General features: G+C 76.1%; 18 protein-coding genes and 1 pseudogene. 9 read left to right on the top strand and 10 right to left on the bottom strand.

All coding sequences use genetic code 11. The features are described 5' to 3' along the window. Positions 1-20: 20 nt before the first annotated feature. Positions 21-431 carry a hypothetical protein gene (locus C6N75_RS17040; protein WP_105869760.1) on the bottom strand — a complete coding sequence of 137 codons (411 nt, stop codon included), beginning with the start codon at positions 429-431 and terminating at the stop codon, positions 21-23. A 203-nt stretch (positions 432-634) separates the two neighbouring features. Between C6N75_RS17040 and C6N75_RS17035 the strand changes: the two genes are divergently transcribed. The 5 genes from C6N75_RS17035 (at position 635) to fxsA (ending at position 5227) form a co-directional block, all read left to right on the top strand. Next, positions 635-1075, top strand: a complete 441-nt coding sequence (locus C6N75_RS17035; RefSeq protein WP_105869759.1) for an Lrp/AsnC family transcriptional regulator — start codon at positions 635-637, stop codon at positions 1073-1075. Positions 1076-1098: 23 nt separating this feature from the next. Continuing rightward, positions 1099-2742, top strand: a complete 1644-nt coding sequence (locus C6N75_RS17030; RefSeq protein WP_105869758.1) for an amidohydrolase — start codon at positions 1099-1101, stop codon at positions 2740-2742. Positions 2743-3314: 572 nt separating this feature from the next. Then, complete coding sequence (locus C6N75_RS17025) at positions 3315-4118, top strand: polyprenol monophosphomannose synthase (RefSeq protein ID WP_105869757.1); 804 nt, start codon at positions 3315-3317, stop codon at positions 4116-4118. A 38-nt stretch (positions 4119-4156) separates the two neighbouring features. Further along, positions 4157-4576 (top strand): ankyrin repeat domain-containing protein, encoded by a 420-nt coding sequence (locus tag C6N75_RS17020; protein WP_105869756.1) that lies wholly within the window; start codon positions 4157-4159, stop codon positions 4574-4576. Between the two features lie 69 nt (positions 4577-4645). Further along, a complete protein-coding gene (fxsA, locus tag C6N75_RS17015; RefSeq protein ID WP_105869755.1) occupies positions 4646-5227 on the top strand; it encodes an FxsA family membrane protein in 582 nt (193 codons plus the stop codon). A gap of 104 nt (positions 5228-5331) precedes the next feature. Here fxsA and C6N75_RS17010 read toward each other — a convergent pair whose 3' ends face one another. The 4 genes from C6N75_RS17010 to yczE all read right to left on the bottom strand — a co-directional run bounded on the left by C6N75_RS17010 (position 5332) and on the right by yczE (position 8919). Next, positions 5332-5706, bottom strand: coding sequence for an RNA polymerase-binding protein RbpA (locus C6N75_RS17010; protein WP_026278069.1), 375 nt, complete (start codon positions 5704-5706; stop codon positions 5332-5334). Positions 5707-6041: 335 nt separating this feature from the next. Beyond that, entirely contained in the window at positions 6042-7415 is a 1374-nt protein-coding gene (locus C6N75_RS17005) for an MFS transporter (RefSeq protein ID WP_105869754.1), read from the bottom strand. A gap of 17 nt (positions 7416-7432) precedes the next feature. Next, complete coding sequence (locus tag C6N75_RS17000) at positions 7433-8200, bottom strand: glycerophosphodiester phosphodiesterase family protein (RefSeq protein ID WP_105869753.1); 768 nt, start codon at positions 8198-8200, stop codon at positions 7433-7435. Next, positions 8197-8919, bottom strand: coding sequence for a membrane protein YczE (gene yczE / locus C6N75_RS16995; protein ID WP_258177460.1), 723 nt, complete (start codon positions 8917-8919; stop codon positions 8197-8199). The genes C6N75_RS17000 and yczE overlap by 4 nt, the downstream gene beginning before the upstream one ends. A 102-nt stretch (positions 8920-9021) precedes the next feature. Here yczE and C6N75_RS16990 point away from each other — a divergent pair, with 102 nt between their 5' ends. Then, a complete protein-coding gene (locus C6N75_RS16990; RefSeq protein ID WP_105869752.1) occupies positions 9022-10521 on the top strand; it encodes an SCO1417 family PLP biosynthesis transcription factor in 1500 nt (499 codons plus the stop codon). A 47-nt stretch (positions 10522-10568) separates the two neighbouring features. Here C6N75_RS16990 and C6N75_RS16985 read toward each other — a convergent pair whose 3' ends face one another. Beyond that, a complete protein-coding gene (locus tag C6N75_RS16985; RefSeq protein WP_407703236.1) occupies positions 10569-12623 on the bottom strand; it encodes a hypothetical protein in 2055 nt (684 codons plus the stop codon). A 32-nt stretch (positions 12624-12655) separates the two neighbouring features. After that, entirely contained in the window at positions 12656-12850 is a 195-nt protein-coding gene (locus C6N75_RS16980) for a hypothetical protein (protein ID WP_105869751.1), read from the bottom strand. Between the two features lie 234 nt (positions 12851-13084). Between C6N75_RS16980 and C6N75_RS16975 the strand changes: the two genes are divergently transcribed. After that, positions 13085-13504, top strand: coding sequence for an ankyrin repeat domain-containing protein (locus tag C6N75_RS16975; protein WP_105869750.1), 420 nt, complete (start codon positions 13085-13087; stop codon positions 13502-13504). A 263-nt stretch (positions 13505-13767) separates the two neighbouring features. Then, positions 13768-15186 carry a hypothetical protein gene (locus C6N75_RS16970; RefSeq protein WP_105869749.1) on the top strand — a complete coding sequence of 473 codons (1419 nt, stop codon included), beginning with the start codon at positions 13768-13770 and terminating at the stop codon, positions 15184-15186. Positions 15187-15400: 214 nt separating this feature from the next. Here the strand turns inward: C6N75_RS16970 and C6N75_RS16965 are convergent, their stop codons facing one another. Genes C6N75_RS16965 through C6N75_RS16955 form a run of 3 tightly spaced genes read right to left on the bottom strand, consistent with a single transcriptional unit; the run spans position 15401 to position 17687 of the window. After that, positions 15401-16288 (bottom strand): 5-oxoprolinase subunit C family protein, encoded by an 888-nt coding sequence (locus C6N75_RS16965; protein WP_105869748.1) that lies wholly within the window; start codon positions 16286-16288, stop codon positions 15401-15403. After that, positions 16285-16926, bottom strand: a complete 642-nt coding sequence (pxpB, locus tag C6N75_RS16960; protein WP_105869747.1) for a 5-oxoprolinase subunit PxpB — start codon at positions 16924-16926, stop codon at positions 16285-16287. The genes C6N75_RS16965 and pxpB overlap by 4 nt, the downstream gene beginning before the upstream one ends. Then, a complete protein-coding gene (locus tag C6N75_RS16955) occupies positions 16923-17687 on the bottom strand; it encodes a LamB/YcsF family protein (protein ID WP_105869746.1) in 765 nt (254 codons plus the stop codon). Before C6N75_RS16955 ends, pxpB begins: the two co-directional genes overlap by 4 nt. Positions 17688-17957: 270 nt before the next feature. Here C6N75_RS16955 and C6N75_RS16950 point away from each other — a divergent pair. Continuing rightward, positions 17958-18407 (top strand): annotated as a pseudogene (locus C6N75_RS16950) (hypothetical protein); the annotation flags it as partial.

Raw genomic sequence — 18407 nt, 5'->3', positions numbered from 1 at the left:
CGCCGCCCGCCGCCGTACGGTCAGGCCGCGCGCCGGACCTCCGGCGGCGCCGCGCGGTGCAGCGGCCGCAGCGGGTGCACCGCCTTCACCGGGCGCGACCCGGGCCCGCCCACGTGAGAGAACGGCTGCGTACGCCAGTCCAGGCCCTGCGGCAGGGTCAGCAGCAGCGCCGTCTCCTGCTCCACCGGCGCCAGCGTCCGGTCGGCGGGCCGGGCGTCCGCCGCGGCGCGGCCGGTGCCGCCGCACACGGTCAGCACGAACGGGTTCCACGGGGAGGGGCACAGCGCGTGCTCCGGGAGCACCTCCTCGTCGGCCAGCAGCGCGATCGGCTGGGCGCAGTCCGGGCACAGCACCCGGACCATCTCGAACGTGTCGTACGCGTCCTGTTCGCCGTCCTCATCGGGAACGACGGAATCGACAGACTCCAGCATGGAGAATCTCCCCCTCGGGTGGGCCGACCGGGCTCACGCGGCCACGACCACAGCAAGCAATTCCCTTCCGCCCGCGCGAATAACCATCCGGTCACGGGCTGAGGCCCGCCGATCCTGTGGCGTTGGTCACATGCCCCTCGCAGGTGCCCCCGGGAGCGGCCGCGAACTGGGCCCGGAGCGGCCCGGGGCAATAGGTTGACCGCATGGAGGAGCTGGATCGTCAGATCGTCGAGTTGCTCGTCACGGACGGGCGCATGAGCTACACCGACCTGGGCAAGGCCACCGGCCTGTCGACCTCGGCGGTGCACCAGCGCGTGCGCCGGCTGGAGCAGCGCGGCGTCATCCGCGGCTACGCCGCCGTCGTCGACCCGGAGGCCGTCGGGCTGCCGCTGACCGCCTTCATCTCGGTGAAACCCTTCGACCCCAGCGCCCCCGACGACATCGCCGAACGGCTCGCCGACGTCAACGAGATCGAGGCGTGCCACAGCGTGGCCGGCGACGAGAACTACATCCTGAAGGTGCGGGTGGCCACCCCGCTGGAGCTGGAGCACCTGCTGGGCCGCATCCGGTCGCAGGCCGGCGTCTCCACCCGTACCACGGTCGTGCTCTCCACCCCCTACGAGGCCCGTCCACCGCGCGTCTGAGCTGCGAACCTAACCTTGGCCCCATGACGTCCACGACCGAGTCCACCGAGACCGGACACCGCACCGTGCTGCTGCGCGGCGGAGAAGTCCACAGCCCCGCCGACCCCTTCGCCACCGCGATGGTCGTCGAGCGCGGCCACATCGCCTGGGTGGGCTCCGAAGGCGCGGCCGACGCCTTCGCCACCGGCGTGGACGAGGTGGTCGACCTCGAGGGCGCCCTGGTCACGCCCGCCTTCACCGACGCCCATGTGCACACCACCGCCACCGGCCTCGCGCTCACCGGCCTGGACCTCTCCGGCGCCGCCACGCTCGCCGAGGCGCTGGAGCGGGTCCGCGCCTACGCCGCCGCCCGCCCCGCCGACCGGGTCCTGCTCGGCCACGGCTGGGACGCCTCCCGCTGGCCGGAAGGCCGCCCGCCGACCCGCGCCCGACTGGACGAGGCGGCCGGCGGCCGCCCGCTGTACCTGCCCCGGGTCGACGTGCACTCGGCCGTCGCCACCACCGCGCTGCTCGACCTCGTCCCCGGCGTCACCGCGCTCGCCGGCTACCACCCCGACGCCCCGCTGACCGGCGCCGCCCACCACGCGGTACGCGCCGCCGCGCACGCCGCCGTCACCCCCGCCCGGCGCACCGAGGCCCAGCGGGCCGCGCTCGCCCACGCCGCCTCCCGGGGCATCGGCACCCTCCACGAGTGCGGCGGGCCCGACATCTCCGACGAGGACGACTTCACCGCCCTGCTCGCCCTCGCCCGGGAGCGGCCCGGCCCCCGGGTGGTCGGCTACTGGGCCGAGCCGGTCGGCGGCGCGCAGGACGCCGCCCGGGTACGGGAACTGGGCGCCGCCGGCGCGGCCGGCGACCTGTTCGCCGACGGCTCGCTCGGCTCGCGCACCGCCTGCCTGCACGAGCCGTACGCCGACGCGCCCGGCGCCGGCGCCGCCCACCTGGACGCGGCCGCCGTCGCCGCGCACGTCGCCGCCTGCACCGAGGCCGGACTCCAGGCCGGTTTCCACGCCATCGGCGACGCCGCGCTGACCGCCGTCACCGAGGGCGTGCGCCGGGCCGCCGAGACGGTCGGCCTGGCCCGGATCCGGGCCGCCCGACACCGCGTCGAGCACGCCGAGATGCTCACCCCCGAGACCATCGCCGCCTTCGCCGAACTGGGCCTGACCGCCTCCGTGCAGCCCGCCTTCGACGCGGCCTGGGGCGGCGCGGACGGCATGTACGCCCAGCGGCTGGGTGCGGAGCGGGCCCGCACCCTCAACCCGTTCGCCGCGCTGCTGCGGGCCGGCGTGCCGCTGGCCTTCGGCTCCGACAGCCCGGTCACCCCGCTCGACCCGTGGGGCACGGTGCGGGCCGCCGCCTTCCACCGCACCCCCGAGCACCGCATCTCGGTCCGCGCGGCCTTCACCGCCCACACCCGCGGCGGCTGGCGGGCCACCGGCCGCGACGACGCCGGCGTGCTCGTGCCCGGCGCCCCGGCCGACTACGCGCTCTGGCAGACCGGGGAACTGCTGGTCCAGGCCCCGGACGACCGGGTCGCCCGCTGGTCCACCGACCCCCGCTCCGGCACCCCCGGGCTGCCCGACCTCGCCCCGGGGGCCGAGCTGCCGCGCTGCCTGCGCACCGTCGTCGGCGGCCGGACCGTCTACGACCGACCGAACGAGTGACACCGGCGATCGCCAGGAGTGACTCCCGCGCTTTTTCGGACACCGGCCGCTGTCCGGCGCGAGCGTCCGCGACCTGCGGATCTTCGTCGTCCACCCGCGGTACGACCTGCTGTTCCGTGCGGGACGTGCAGGTGGTTCGGGTATTGACAGCGCGCGGTCGCGGGCGGGTAGTTTCGGCCGGGTCCACTCCAGGACACCCGTCCGGCCGGACCGTCCCGCGGTCGTCGAGCGCCACTGGGCCATGGGGGGCGCGCCGCCCGGCACGCCGCCACCGGGAGCCAGGTCCAGCGCCCGCGCCTCGCGTCAGCGGGCCCGGGTCACGCCGGAAACCGGGGGTCCCTCCCGCTCCGGGGAAACCGCTTCGGAGCGCGGGGAGAGTGCGGACCCGGAGGGGCCCGGACGTCCAGTAGACAACGGCTTTCGGTCGACCCGCAGCCAGCGGGCCCCAGGTCGGCCCGAAGGACGCCGGGCCCCCCGCGCACCCACGCCCCGCCGCCTTCCCGCCGCCGCCGACCCGGCCCCGCCGGCGGCTCGCTATGGTGGTGATCCGTGCACGGACGTAAGGGGCAGCAGTGAACGACGGTGACCAGAGGCGCTACGGCCCGCTCGGCAGAGCCTTGGTGATCATCCCGACCTACAACGAGGCCGAGAACATCACGCCGATCGTCACACGGGTACGCGAGGCGGTGCCCGACGCCGACGTCCTGGTGGCCGACGACAACAGCCCCGACGGCACCGGCAAGATCGCCGACGAGTTGTCGGCCGCCGACGAGCAGGTGCACGTGCTGCACCGGCAGGGCAAGGAGGGCCTGGGCGCCGCCTATCTGGCCGGCTTCCGCTGGGGCATCGAGCACGGCTACGGAGTCCTGGTCGAGATGGACGCCGACGGCTCCCACCAGCCCGAGGAGCTGCCCCGGCTGCTGACCGCGCTCAAGGGCGCCGACCTGGTGCTCGGTTCGCGCTGGGTGCCCGGCGGCCGGGTGGTCAACTGGCCCAAGCACCGCGAGATCCTCTCCAAGGGCGGCAGCACCTACTCGCGGCTGCTGCTGGACGTGCCGATCCGCGACGTCACCGGCGGCTTCCGGGCCTTCCGCAAGGAGACCCTGGAGGGGCTGGGCCTGGACGAGGTCGCCTCCCAGGGGTACTGCTTCCAGGTGGACCTGGCCCGCCGCGCGGTCGCCGCCGGCTACCACGTGGTGGAGGTGCCCATCACCTTCGTGGAGCGCGAGCTGGGCGACTCCAAGATGAGCCGGGACATCGTGGTCGAGGCGCTGTGGCGGGTCACCGCCTGGGGCGTCGGCTCCCGCGCCGGCAGGCTGCTGGGCCGCGGCGGCCACGAGGACGCGTCGAAGGGCCCCGCGGCGCCCGGGCGCTGAGCCCGGCCGCCGCAGGGGATACGGGGGGAGGGGGCGCCGTGAACCGGCGTACACGCAAGAAGCTGGCCGGCAGACTGGTGGAGGCCGCCGGCGCCGAGGACCGGGCGGAGGCGCGGGCGGTGCTGCGCACCGGCCTGCACCCGGACACCCCGGACGCCGTCGGCACCACCGCGCTCTACGCGGCCGCGGTGCACGGCGACGGCGGGATGGTCGCCCTGCTGCTGGCGGCCGGCGCCGCACCCGATCGGGAGAGCGCCGGGCCCGGCGCCGAGGGCACCCCGCTGTGCGCGGCCTCCTGCTGGGGCCACACCGACGCGGTGCGCGCGCTTCTGGCCCACGGGGCCGACCCGGAGCTGCGGGAGGACGGCGGGACGGGGCGCACCCCGCGGGAATGGGCCGCCGCCGGCCCCCACTCGGAGGCGACCGCCCTGCTCACGGCGGCCGCCCGGCCCGCCTGAGGCCCCGCCCCGGCCGCCCTCTCCCGCGGTCTTACGCGGTCACGACCGGTCACCCGGCACACTGGAGGCATGACGACCGGTGCCCCGCCTCCCGCCGCCCGCAAGCGCTCCCGAGCCCGCTCCCTGGTCCCGCTCGCCCTCGCGGCCTGGCTGGTGCTGGAGATCTGGCTGCTGACCCTGGTGGCCGGCGCGACCAGCGGGCTCGTGGTGTTCGCGCTGCTCGCCGGCGCCGTCCTGATCGGCGGCGCGGTGGTCAAGCGGGCCGGCCGACGCGCCTTCGACAACCTCCAGGAGACCGTGCGCCGGCAGCAGTCCGGCCAGGCCCCGCCCCCGGGCCGCACCGGCGAGGGCAACGGGCTGCTCATGCTCGCCGGACTGCTGATCGCCCTGCCCGGCCTGGTCTCCGACGCCGCCGGGCTGCTGCTGCTGATCCCGCCGGTGCGCACCGCGGTGGCGCGGGCCGCGGAGCGGAGCCTGGACCGCCGGGTCCGGGCCGCCATGCCGCCGTCGTTCGAGGACGCCTTCCAGCAGGCCCAGCGACAGGCGCGGACGTACGGCGCGGACGGCAAGGTGGTGCAGGGCGAGGTCGTCCGCGACGAGCCCCGCACCGGCGCCGGCGACGACACCGCCCGCCCGCCGCTGGACCGCTGAGCCGCCGGCGCGACAACCCCGGGAACGCCGAGGGGCGGCGGTACGGGAACCCGTACCGCCGCCCCTCGGCGTTTCGCTGGTGCCGCGCGCGGCCCCGCCCAGACTCAGGCGGACTTGCGGCTGTCGCGCGGATGCACGGCGATGTTCATGGCGCCGGAGCGCAGGACCGCCAGCCGCTCGGCCAGCACTTCCTCCAGCTCCTCGCGGGTGCGCCGCTCCATGAGCATGTCCCAGTGCGTACGCGCCGGCTTGCCCTTCTTCTCCTCGGGGCCGTCCCCGTCGACCAGGAGCGCCTGGCTTCCGCAGACCTTGCACTCCCACTCCGGCGGAATCTCCGCCTCGACCGAGAACGGCATCTCGAACCGATGCCCCTTCTCGCATGCGTACTCCACCGCCTGGCGCGGGGCCAGATCGATGCCGCGGTCGGTCTCGTAGCTGGTCACCACGAGGCGCGTGCCGCGAAGAGCTCGCTCACTCATGAATCGTGCCTCCCGGGCTTGTCGCCCACAGGACAGGTGTCGCTGTCGTCGTCATCCGGTCAACGTCCGGTCGGCGGTGAAGATTCCCGTTCCGGGTACATGCGTCGCCCGGCGTGCCGCCCCTTGTTGTACCCACCAGTGCCCGGTTTGTCACATCTGAACAGAGATTGAACAGAGATGTCACCCAGCGTCGCAGCCATGTCGGCACGCAGTAACGGTCCGTCTGGCAGGCCAAAGACGTACACTACCGCTCCCGCACGGTCCGGTTCAAACCCGACGCGGTCCACATCGCGACCGGGTCGGCGCCGCGACGCGGTTCCCGGCCACGGCGCGGCTCAGATCCGGTCCGGCACCGGGTTGCCCGCGGCCTCGACCGCCCGCCGCACCGGCAGACGGGCCAGCAGCAGGAAGCCGAGCGCGAAGAACACCACCAGCGAGACGATCGCGTCCCGGTAGCTCCCGGTGAGCTGGTATGCGAGGCCGAACACCAGCGGCCCGAGCCAGCTCAGCCCGCGGTCGGACATCTCGTACGCCGAGAAGTACTCCGCCTCCTTGCCGGCCGGGACCAGGTGCGAGAAGAGCGAGCGGGACAGCGCCTGGCTGCCGCCCAGCACCATGCCGATGGCCGCCGCCAGGGCGTAGAACCACACCGGCGCGCCGGCCGGCAGCACGTACCCGGCGGCCAGGATCGCCGTCCACACCGCCAGCGAGCCCAGCAGCACGCGCTTGGCGCCGTACGTCCGGGCCAGTCGGCCCATGCCCAGCGCCCCGGCCACCGCCAGCACCTGCACCAGCAGCACCGCCGTGATCAGCGTCGTCTGGTCCAGGCCCAGTTCCTCCGCGCCGTACACCGACGCCTGCGAGATCACCGTCTGCACGCCGTCGTTGTAGAGGAGGTACGCCAGCAGGAACGCCAGGGTCAGCGGGTGGCGACGCATGTCCTTCAGGGTGGCCCGCAGTTGGCGCAGACCCGAGCCGGCCGGTCCGGCCTGCCCGCCGCGCGGGCGGCGCCGGTCCCGCAGCCTGCGCAGCGGAATGATCGTGAAGGCGCCCCACCACAGGCCGGCCGAGGCCAGGCAGATGCGCACCGCCTCCGACTCGGTCAGCCCGAAGGAGTCGTGCCCGGTGTACAGCACCAGGTCGAGGACGAGGACCAGCGCCCCGGAGGTGTAGCCGAACGCCCAGCCGCGCGAGGAGACCGCGTCCCGCTCGTGCGGCGTGGCGATCTGCGGCAGATAGGCGTTGTAGAGCGCCATCGACACCGCCAGCGCCGCGTTCGCCGCGATCAGCAGCCCCGCGCCCAGCAGATAGCGGTCGCCGTCCAGGAAGAACAGACCCGCGGTGGCGATCGAGCCGGTGTAGGCGGCCGCCGCCAGCAGCGGCTTGCGCCGGCCCGTACGGTCCGCGGCCGCGCTCGCCAGCGGCATCACCAGCACCGCCAGCACCAGGGACGCGGAGACGGCGTACGGGAAGACCGACCCGGCCCGCACCGGGATGCCCAGCGGGTGCACGAAGCCGTCGGCGTCCGCCGCCGCCTTGGCCACCGACGTCAGGTACGGCCCGACGAAGACCGTCAGCACGCTGGTGGAGTACACCGAGCAGGCGAAGTCGTAGAAGTACCAGCCGTGCTGCTCGCGCCGGCGGGCCGCCTTGGCCGCCGGGTCGTCCGCCTCGTCGGGCGGATGGCCGGTGGTGCGCGTGTCGTCCATCCCCGCCCCCTGGGTGCTCACGTCCAGGCGGTGCGCTCGGTCAGCACCGTGCGCAGCGTCTGGAGCCGGTCCGTCATGATGCCATCGACCCCCAGGTCGAGCAGCCGGGTCATCGCCGCCGGCTCGTTCACCGTCCACACGTGGACCTGGAGGCCCAGGCGGTGGGCGGCGGCGACGAACCGGCGGTCCACCACCCGCACCCCGCCCTGGGTCTCCGGGACCTGGGCGGCCACCGCCCCCGGCCGCAGCGGGACCGGCAGCCCGAAGGAGCGCAGCCGCAGCGCGAGCACCCCGCGCACCCCGTAGGAGGTCGCCAGTCGCGGGCCCGCCAGCCTCACCGCCCGGGCGACCCGGCCCTCGTCGAAGGAACCCACGCACACCCGGTCCCAGGCGCCGGTCCGCCGGACCAGTCCGACCAGCGGCTCCAGCGCGGACTCCGCCTTCAGGTCGATGTTCCAGCGGGCGTCCGGGAACTCCTCCAGCAGCTCCTCGAACAGCGGCAGCGGCTCGCTGCCGCCGACCCGGGCCCGCGCGACCTCGCTCCACGGCAGAGCCCCGATCCGGCCGCCCGCGTCGGTCACCCGGTCCAGGGTGGCGTCGTGGAAGGCCACCAGACGCCCGTCGGCGGTGGTGTGCACATCGGTCTCGAAGTAGCGGTACCCCGCCGCGGCGGCCCGGCGGAACGCGGCCGCGGTGTTCTCCAGGCCGTCCGCCGCCCCGCCGCGGTGGGCGAACGGTATCGGCAGGGGGTGGTCCAGATAGGGATGGCGTACGCGAGGGCTCACCGCCGCAGTATCGCCCCTGCCGGTCGGCGCTCCCGCGCCGAGGTGCCCTCTTCGCCGCCGCCGGCGCCCGCGGCGACCACGGTGGTGGCGCCGCCGCCCTCGGGGACGGCGAAGAAGCGCAGGAAGAACTGCACCAGCGGGCCGATGGCCAGCGCGTACAGCAGCGTCCCCACGCCGACCGAGCCGCCGAGCGCGAAGCCGGTGGCCACCACCGACACCTCGATGACCGTGCGGATCAGCCGGACCGAGCGGCCGGTGCGCCGGTGCAGCCCGGTCATCAGCCCGTCCCGCGGCCCCGGGCCGAAACGGGCCGCGATGTACAGGCCGGTGGCCACCCCGTTGAGGACGACGCCCGCCACCATCCACCCGGCCTGCGCGGGCAGGCCGTGCACACCGGGCAGCAGCCACAGGGCGGCGTCCATCGCCGCACCGATCACCAGCACGTTGGAGACGGTGCCCAGGCCGGGGCGCTGGCGCAGCGGCAGCCACAGCAGCAGCACCGCCGCCCCGACGATCGTCAGCACCAGACCCATGCTCAGCCCGGTGCGCTCCGCCAGTCCCTGGTGCAGCACGTTCCACGGCTCCAGGCCGAGACCGCTGCGCACCAGCAGCGCGGAGCTGAACCCGTACAGCGCGAGCCCGGCGTAGAGCTGGAGGAGCCGGCGGCCCAGGCGCCGCTCCGGTCCGAACGGAGTGGGCGGAGTGGGTGGAGTGGACATGTTGCGCCCCCCGATGGAGTGGTGGTGGACTGGCTCATGCCACCCTGTGGCAGTCTCCCGGCCGCCGAATACGGCCAATCCAAGGAAGGTGGACTGATTTCCATGGCTGACTGGACCTCGGCGGTGGGCCCCGCCCAACTGGCGCGGCAGCTCGGCGCACAGCAGGCCCGGCCGGCCGGCCCCGGCACCCGCCGCCCGCCCGCCTACCGGGCGCTGGCCGACGGCATCCGGCTGCTGGTCCTCGAAGGCCGCGTCCCGGTCGCCGCCAAGCTGCCCGCCGAACGCGAACTGGCCCTCGCCCTGTCCGTCAGCCGCACCACCGTCGCCGCGGCCTACGAGGCGCTGCGCGCCGAGGGCTTCCTGGAGTCCCGGCGCGGCGCCGGGAGCTGGACCGCCGTCCCGGCAGGCAACCCGCTGCCCGCCCGCGGCCTGGAACCGCTGCCCCCGGAGTCCCTCGGCTCGATGATCGACCTGGGCTGCGCCTCGCTGCCCGCGCCCGAGCCCTGGCTCACCCGCGCCTTCCAGGGCGGCCTCGCGGAGCTGTCGCCGTACGCGCACACGCACGGCGACTACCCGGCCGGACTGCCCGCGCTGCGGCAGATGCTCGCCGACCGCTACACCCGCCGGGGCATCCCCACCATGCCCGAGCAGATCATGGTCACCACCGGGGCGATGGGCGCCATCGACGCCATCTGCCACCTGTTCGCCGGGCGCGGCGAGCGGATCGCCGTGGAGTCCCCCTCCTACGCCAACATCCTCCAGCTCATGCGCGAGGCCGGCGCCCGGCTGGTGCCGGTGGCCATGGACGACGGGCTGGCCGGCTGGGACCTGCCCCGCTGGCGGCAGGTCCTGCGGGACGCCGCGCCCCGCCTCGCCTATGTGGTGGCCGACTTCCACAACCCGACCGGGGCACTCGCCGACGACGAGCGCCGGCGGGCCCTGGTGGACGCCGCCCGCTCCGCCGGCACCGTCCTCGTCGTCGACGAGACCATGTCCGAGCTGCACCTGGAGGACGACTTCGCCATGCCCCGGCCGGTGTGCGCCTACGACCCGGCCGGCGGCACCGTGCTCACCGTCGGCTCGGCCAGCAAGGCGTTCTGGGCGGGCCTGCGGATCGGCTGGGTGCGCGCCGCGCCGGACGTGATCCGCTCCCTGGTCGCCGCCCGCGCCTACGCCGACCTCGGCACCCCCGTGCTGGAGCAGCTCGCCGTCACCTGGCTGATGGACACCGGCGGCTGGGAGGAGGCGGTGGCCCTGCGCCGGACCCAGGCCCGGGAGAACCGCGACACCCTGGTCGAGGCGGTCCGCCGGGAGCTGCCGGACTGGGAGTTCGAGGTGCCCAGGGGCGGTCTGACGCTCTGGGTGCGCACCGGTGGACTGTCCGGCTCCAGGCTGGCCGAGGTGGGGGAGCGGGTCGGCATCCGGGTGCCGTCCGGGCCGCGCTTCGGAGTGGACGGCGCGTTCGAGGGGTACGTCCGGCTGCCGTTCACCGTCGCCGGGCCGGTCGCCGACGAGGCCGCCGCCCGCCTGGCCACCGCCGTCCGGCTCGTCCGCGCGGGCGCGAGTGGAACGGGCGAGACCCCGCGGACGTTCGTGGCCTGAGCCGGCCGCCGCACGTCCCCGGGGTCTTGTCCGCGGCGTGTCCGCGTCTAGCGCCGACCTCCGGGAGGCGGGGGAGGCGCGAGGGCGGGCGAGCGCAGCACGGTGTGCGGCACCACGTGCGGCAGCGGCTGGGTGCTGTCCAGCGGCGGATCGGCCTCCGCGCCCGCGCCGACCGGCGCGCCCTTGGTCACCGGCCGCGCCAGCGGCCGGGGCCCGCCGCCGTCTCCCGCGGGCTGCCCGTGCCGGACGCCGGGGTGCGCGGTCGTCGCCGCCGCCGGCGCCGGGACGTCGGCCGGCTCGGCGTGCGCGGCCGGTACGCCCTGCGGCGCCGGCTCCGCGTCCAGGGGCGCGGTCGACGCCGATACGCGCACCGGCACGGCGACCGGTGCGCGTACCGCCGCCGGCCGCACGGCCTCCGGGCCTTCAGCCGGGAGGCCGACCTGACCGTCGGCCGGGAGGCCGTCGGGACCGTGGGCCGGAAGCGGTGCGTCGGCCGGGGCCGCGGGGCCCGGCAGCTCCGGCTCGCGCGGCGGCAGCAGCGCGAGGACGGCCTGGCGCTCCGCCTCGCCGGTGGCGTCGTCGTACGGGTCGGGCGTGGCCGGGACCTGGAGCCGCAGCACCGGACCCGTGCCGAGCCTGGCGAAGCCGCGGCCGGGCGGGACCTCCGGCAGCGGGCCGGTGCGCGGGGCGGTGTCCAGCGCACCGGCGATCTCCTCCGCGGAGGCCGGGCCGAGCACCACCCGGGCCCGGGTGTGGGCCGGCAGGTCCTCCGGCAGCTCCGGCAGGGCGTCCAACTGCTCGCCCACCACCACCGTCACCCCGGCCGCCCGGCCGTGCCGCAGCGGGACGCGCAGCTCGACAAGCGGATCGGGACGCCCCTCCGCCGCCGCCAGATGACCGAACGCGCTCGGCCGGTCCACCAGGATCCACAGCGGCCGCCGGGCGTCCTCCGGAGCCGGCAGGCCCGCCTGGCGCGCCTGGTCGGCCGCGACCAGGCGGCGCTCGGTCTCCCGGGCCGCCCACTCCAGGCCGGCCCGCGCGCCGGACAGCCCCGACTCCACGGCCAGCACCCCCGGGCGTCCGGTCAGGCAGGCGTACTCGCCGCTCCCGCCGCCGTCCACGATCAGCACGTCGCCGTGGTGCAGGGCTTGCAGCGCGATCGAGCGCAGCAGCGTGGTGGCGCCCGCGCCGGGGCGGCCGAGGGCCAGCAGATGCGGTTCCGCCGAGCGGGGACCGGTCCGCCACACCACCGGCGGCGCGTCGCGGTAGCCGTCGCCGTCCCACACCGGCACGGTCCGGGCGACCGCCTCGGCGTCGGTGAAGCCGAGCACCGTCTCACCCGGAGCGGTGACGAACCGCTGGGCGGCGATCGACGTGGGCAGCGGCTCCAGCGCCCGCAGCAGCAGCTTGTTGCCCTCCTCGTCCCAGTCGAAGAGGTACTCGCGGCCGCGGCCCGACTTGGCCCGCAGCACCCGCTCGACCCGGGCCCGGCAGCCGGGGTCGCCGTCCGGGAGGTAGGCCGGGTAGGCGACGAGCAGCCGGGAGATCCGGCCGTCGCCGTCGAACGCGGCGTCCGAGAAGGCGGCGCTCCACTCGCCGCCGTGCCGGAACAGCGGCGCCGGGTCCTCCGGCACCGACAGCAGCGGCACCAGCGCCTCGTACAGCGAGGCGAGGCGCGCTGTCTCCGCCTCGGTCGGGCCGGTGCGCGGGACGGGGCGCCGGCGGCCCTGCCACCCGGCCGCACCCATCAGCCCGATCAGGGCGAGCACCGGTCCGTACGGGATCATCGCCACCGCCAGCACGCAGGCCGCCGTGACGAAGAGGGTGGGGCCGCGGCGCTCCTTGGGTGTCGCGGCCCATCGGACACGGGCGGCCGCGGCCAGCTTGCGCAGGCCCCGGCCGACCGTGATCAGCGGCTGGAGGACGTCCGCGGCGCCGTCGGCGGCCGTCCGCGCGGCCTGCCGGCCGCGTGCGATCCGCGCGCCGCCGCCGTTCACCAGGGCGGACAGCCTGCCGGGCAGGCCGGACCGGCCGGCCGGATGCTCCGGGCCTGAGGTTCGGCTGAGCGGGCGGAGGAAGCGGGGGAGTGGTCGCCTGGCCACGTCGTACTCCTGGGGTGAGAGGCCGCCGCGCGTCAGAAGTTGATGCCGCCGAGCAGGCTGGCCAGGCTCGCGCCGCCGGCCGTGATGCTCGGGGCGATCGCGGTACCGGCCAGGTAGAAGCCGAACAGGGCGCAGACCAGGCCGTGGGAGGCCTTGAGCCCGTCCTTCTTGAAGAAGAGGAAGACGATGATGCCGAGCAGTACCACGCCGGAGATGGACAGGATCATGAGAGGTTCTCCTGGGTGAGGGGACAGTCACCTTCAGTCATTCCAGCCTCACCGGAAGAATTCCTACGACGAAAGCGGCAACCGGGTGAAAGGAATGATTTTTCACCCGGACAGCAGAGCGGCCGCGTCATGCCTGGTCCGCGCCGTCCCCGTGGCCCCTGCCCCCTCCCGCCACCGGGCAGTACCCTTCCGTCCGGCCCACCACGTACGACGATCCGAAAGGCGGTTCTCCCGATGAGCGGGAACGAAGGAAGCGGCGCGAACGGCGAGGGCGTGGACCCCGAGGTCGTCGAACTGGCCACCAAGGTCTTCGACATGGCCCGCGGCGGCGACGCCGAGGCCCTCGCCGCCTATGTCGACGCCGGCGTCCCGGTGAACCTCACCAACGAGCAGGGCCACACCCTGGTGATGCTCGCCGCCTACCACGGCCACGCCCCGGCCGTGCGGGTCCTCGTCGAGCGCGGCGCCGACCTCGACCGCGCCAACGACCGCGGCCAGACCCCGCTCGCGGGCGCCGTCTTCAAGGGCGAGGACGAGGTGGTCCGGGCGCTGCTGGCCGGCGGCGCCGATCCGGAAGCCGGCACTCCGTCCGCGGTGGATACCGCCCGCATGTTTGGGAAGGCAGACCTGCTGGAGCTGTTCGCATCGCGGTGAACACCAGCGGAACCCCAGGTGGGCGCGGTGTCGTAAATGTGGTCGCGGTGGCGAAATGGCTGGGTCATCATGACGTCGGGCCCGCACGGGGCCACCGAGGAGAGGCAGAGGAAGATGCGCACCACACACAAGCTGAGGACGACGACGGGCGGCTCGACATGTTGCTGCACGGCCTAGGCCACCACCGTCTCCCGCGGCGCTCCACGCGCCCGGGTCCCGGGGGTCTCCCGGGTTCGTCGACAGCTTGATGTGAGGCAGCTTCCATGTTCGATCCAGTCATAGCGCCGAGCGGCACCCTGCTCGGCCTGCTGCAGCGGGGGCGCGGCGACGGCACACTGCACGCGCTCGCCGCACCGAGGGCCGACGCCCTGGCCGCGCTCGACAGGTGCGTGACCGGCGATCCGCGCCAGGACTGGCAGGCGGAGAACCGCTCGCTCTACTACGCCCGCCTCTACCTGGACCTGCACGGCGGACTCCAGGGCGTCGAGGCCCACCTCTTCGACGCCGAGGACGTCCTGGACGCCGAGGAGTCCCGCACCGGCCTGGCCCTGGCCGTCCTGGGCCACCTGGCCTCCTACGGCCGGCAGGACGCCCTGCTGCTGCTGCGCCGCTACGCCGCCACCGGCGCGAACTGGGCCTGGGCGCTCGACGAACTGGCCCTGCGCGACGACGACGCCGGACTGCGCGCGCTCGCCGGACCGGTGCTCGCCCGCTTCCCGGCCGGCCCGGAAGGCGACGCCGAACTGGCCGCCACCGTCCGGGACGCCTTCGAACCGCGGCCCTGGCGGCTGTGGGCCGACGACCCGCGCCCCACCGTGGGCGCCAGGGTGCGCGCCGCCCGCGAACAGGGCTCCTTCGACCGCTGGCAGCGCCAGATGCGGCCCAGCGGACCCCGCCCGGGCTGGAGCGTCCAGGCCGTCTTCGACTGGGCCGACGAGGCCCTGGCCCGAGGCTCCACGCTGCACGTCCCGGCCGCCCGCTGCCTCACCGCCGTGGCTGGCCCCGAGGACCGGCCCGCCCTCCTGGAGGCCGCCCGAGGCGGCCCGGACGGTGCGCGCTGCGCCGCCCTGCACCACCTCGCCGAGGCCCGCGACCCGGCCGTGCTCGACCTGATCGCGCTCGCCGCCGACACCGGCGCCGCCCTGGTCGCCGAGACCGCGGTCGCCGCCTTCGAGCGGATGTGCGGCGAGGACGCGGTGGACCGGGCGCGCCGGTGGGTGCACCGGTCCGACGCCCTCGGCGCCTCCGCCGCCAAGGTCCTCGCCTGCCGCGGCGAGACCTCGGACGCCACCCTCGTGCTGCACGCGCTGCGCCAGGCGGTACGCCTCGACGGCCCCGACGCGGAAGCGCTCTACGCCCTGGTGGACGGCGTCGGCCGGCTCGGCGTCGCCTGCGCCGCGCCCGTCCTGCGGCACGTCTACCGGGAGACCTCCTCGTCGCAGTTGCGCGGCCGGGCCGCCCGTGCGCTGGCCGCCACCGACCCGTCCTTCCCCACCGGCTTCGCCGTCGAATGCCTCTGGGACTGCGAGGAGACCACGCGGGAGATCGCCGCGCGGTACGCCGAGACCGGCGACGTCCGCGTCGCCGACCGCCTGCGCCGCCTCGCCGCCGACCCGGCCGAGGAGGACGAGGTCCAGACCGCCGTCCGCAGCCGCATCGGCCCCGACCTGCCGGCCCTGTAGGGGCTGCGCCCCCGCTCCCCCGTCCCGGGACCGGACCACCGCGGGCCGGCGACGACGCCGCCCGACGCCTTCGTGCGCGCGTGTCCGGCACCGTCCTGTGCCGGCCCCCTCGGCGGCGGGCCCGCCGGTCCCGCACCGGCGGCGGGTCCGGCTCTGGCCCCGTAACCGCGGCGGGCGCGGCCTCTCGTGCCCGCGTCCGCAGCGCGGGCCCGGCTCACGCCCCCGTACGGGTGACGGCGCCGGTGACGAAGCGCAGGGGGGTGCCCGGGACGGCCTGCGCGGCGGCGGCGAGGTCGTCCTCCCGGACGACGGCGATCACCGGGTAGCCCCCGGTCGTCGGGTGGTCGGCCAGGAACACCACCGGCATACCGTCCGGCGGCACCTGCACCGCGCCCAGCACCATGCCCTCGCTGGGCAGCTCCCCGCGCCGCGCCCGCTCCAGGGCCGGCCCCTCGGTCCGCAGGCCGATGCGGTTGCTGCGCGGGGACACCCGGTAGGCGCGCCCCGTCAGCGTGCGCAGGGCCGCGTCGGTGAACCAGTCGGCGCGCGGGCCGAGCCGGACGCGCAGTACCAGCTCCATCGGAGGCCCGGGCCAAGGCACCGCCTCGTACCAGGGTCCGGGGCCGCCTGCCGGGGGCGGGCCGAGCGGAAGCACCGCGCCGTCCTCCAGCGGCGCCGGACCGAGCCCGGACAGCAGGTCCGCCGAGCGGCTGCCCAGCACCTCCGCGGCGTCCACCCCGCCGGCGAACGCCACATACGAGCGCAGGCCGCGCACCGGTGCGCCCACCTCCAGGACGGCGCCCGCCGGGACGCGGACCGCCGCGCCCCAGGCAGCCGGCCGCCCGTCCACCCGTACCGGACACGGCGCGCCCCCGACCGCGACGGTCACCGCGCACCCCGGCCGCACCGCGCAGCCGTCGGCGGTCGTCTCCAGCACCGCCGCCCCCTCCGGGTTGCCGGCCAGCCGGTTGACCAGCCCGGCGGCGGCCGGGTCGAGCGCCCCCGATCGCGGCACCCCCAGATGCGCGTGGCCGAACCGCCCCGGATCCTGCACGGTCGTCAGCGCCCCCCGGCGCACCACGGTCAAGCTCCGCCCGCTCATCCGGCCGCCTCCCCGACCGGCCGGAAGCGGACCCGTACGCCCGGCGTCAGCAGCGCGGCCGGATCGCGGCCCGGGTCCCACAGCGCCGCGTCCGTGCGGCCGATCAGCTGCCAGCCGCCCGGCGACGCCCGGGGATAGACCCCGGTGTACGGGCCGGCCAGCCCGACCGCGCCGGCCGGCACGGAGGTACGCGGGGTGGCGCGGCGCGGCACCTCGTACCGGCTCGGCAGTCCGGTCAGATAGCCGAACCCGGGCGCGAAGCCGCAGAACGCCACCCGGAACTCCACCCGCGAGTGGATGCCGGCCACCTCCCGCGGGCGCACCCCCCACAGCTCGGCGACCTCGGCCAGGTCGGCGCCGTCGTAGCGGACCGGCAGCTCGACCACCGGCGCGTCGCGCGCCCCGAGCGGCGGGATCTCCCACTCGGCGACCAGCGCGGCCAGCGCGGCGGGGTCGGCCACCCCGTCCAGCAGCACCGTCCGGGCGGCCGGCACCACCTCGCGTACCGCCGGCAGCTCCCCGGCCGCTCGGCGGCGCATCACCTCCGCGTGCAGCGCCGCCGACGCCTCGCCGTCCGCGCACTCCAGCAGCAGCGCGTGCTCCCCGACCGGCAGCGCCCGCACGCCGCGGCCGGTCATACGAACGCCTCCACCCGCACGCCCGCGTCCTTCAGCCGGGCCCGGACCCGGCGGGCGAGGGCGACCGCCCCCGGGGTGTCGCCGTGCAGGCACAGCGAGCGGGCCCGCACCGGCATCCGCGTCCCCTCGCGGGAGACGACCGCGCCGTCCCGCGCCACCGCCAGCGCACGCTCCACCACCGCCTCGGGATCGGCGACCACCGCGCCCTGTTCGGTACGCGGCACCAGCGTGCCCTCCGCGGTGTACGCCCGGTCGGCGAACGCCTCGCCGACCACCGGCAGGCCCGCCGCCGCGGCGGCCCGGTGCAGGCGGGAGTCCGGCAGGCTCAGCACCGGCAGCCCGCCGCCGGCCAGCAGCACGCCGTCCACCACCGCCCGGGCCTGCTCCTCGTCCCACACCGCCCGGTTGTAGAGAGCGCCGTGCGGCTTCACATACGACACCCGGGAGCCGGCCGCCCGCGCGAACACCTCCAGCGCGCCGATCTGGTACGCCACCTCCGCGGCCAGCTCGTCCGCCGGCACGTCCATGGTCCGGCGGCCGAAGCCGGCCAGGTCCCGGTAGGAGACCTGCGCGCCGACGCGCACCCCGCGCTCGGCCGCGGCGGCGCACACCCGCCGCATGGTGGGCGCGTCCCCGGCGTGGAAGCCGCAGGCCACGTTGGCGCTGGTGACGACGGACAGCAACTCCTCGTCGTCGGTCAGCCGCCAGCGCCCGAAGCCCTCGCCGAGGTCGGCGTTCAGGTCGATCGAGGCCGAGGTCATGGAGTGTCGCTCCTCTGGTCGCGGGATGGTCACGGGATAGGGCGGGGGATGTCCGCATGACGGGTGACGGGACGGGTCACGGGACGGGTCACGGGCGGTCGGGTGGGAGTCGGCGCGGGCGGTTCCGCCGGCCCGGCGGGCCGAGGGCGGGCCCGCCCTCCCGGCGAATCCTTTCACCGCGCGCCCCCGCGCGACCCGCCCCACCGCCGAAGGCCCGGCCCATCTGCGCCGTTTCGACCGTTGTCAGTGCGAGGACCTAATCTGTGCACCGTGACTTCGCCTGCCTCGACGGACCCTGTTCCGCCCCAGCTCAGCGCGGGGCCGAGGCCCGCTCAGGGCCCGGCCGCCGACGAGGGGCTGGCCCGCAGGCTGCGCGCGCTCGCGTGCACCGCCCCGCTGCACGACCTGGACGTCCGCAAGGCGAATCTCGCCGGCGAGTACTCGACCTACGCCATGGCCGAGGTCGCCCTGGCCGCCATCGACCTCGTCACGCTCCACATGGACTTCGACACCGGCGCCGACCACGAGCAGGTCGTCGCCCGGCTGCTGCCCCGGGTCGCCGCCCAGGCCCCGCGCCGCCCGGCCGCCGAGCACGAGCGGGTCGCCCGCTGGGTCCTGGAGAACCTCATCAACGTCGGCAGCGTCGACCGCGGCTTCCGCGCCGTCTACGGCACCTTCGGCGCGGAAGCCGCGGTCGACGCTGCCGACGTTGATGAGGTT

Origin of the sequence: Streptomyces solincola (assembly GCF_002982015.1) — a bacterium.
Classification (GTDB): Bacteria; Actinomycetota; Actinomycetes; order Streptomycetales; family Streptomycetaceae; genus Streptomyces; species Streptomyces solincola.
Note: the sequence above shows the minus strand (reverse complement) of the source record. Positions and strands in the feature narration are given on the sequence as shown.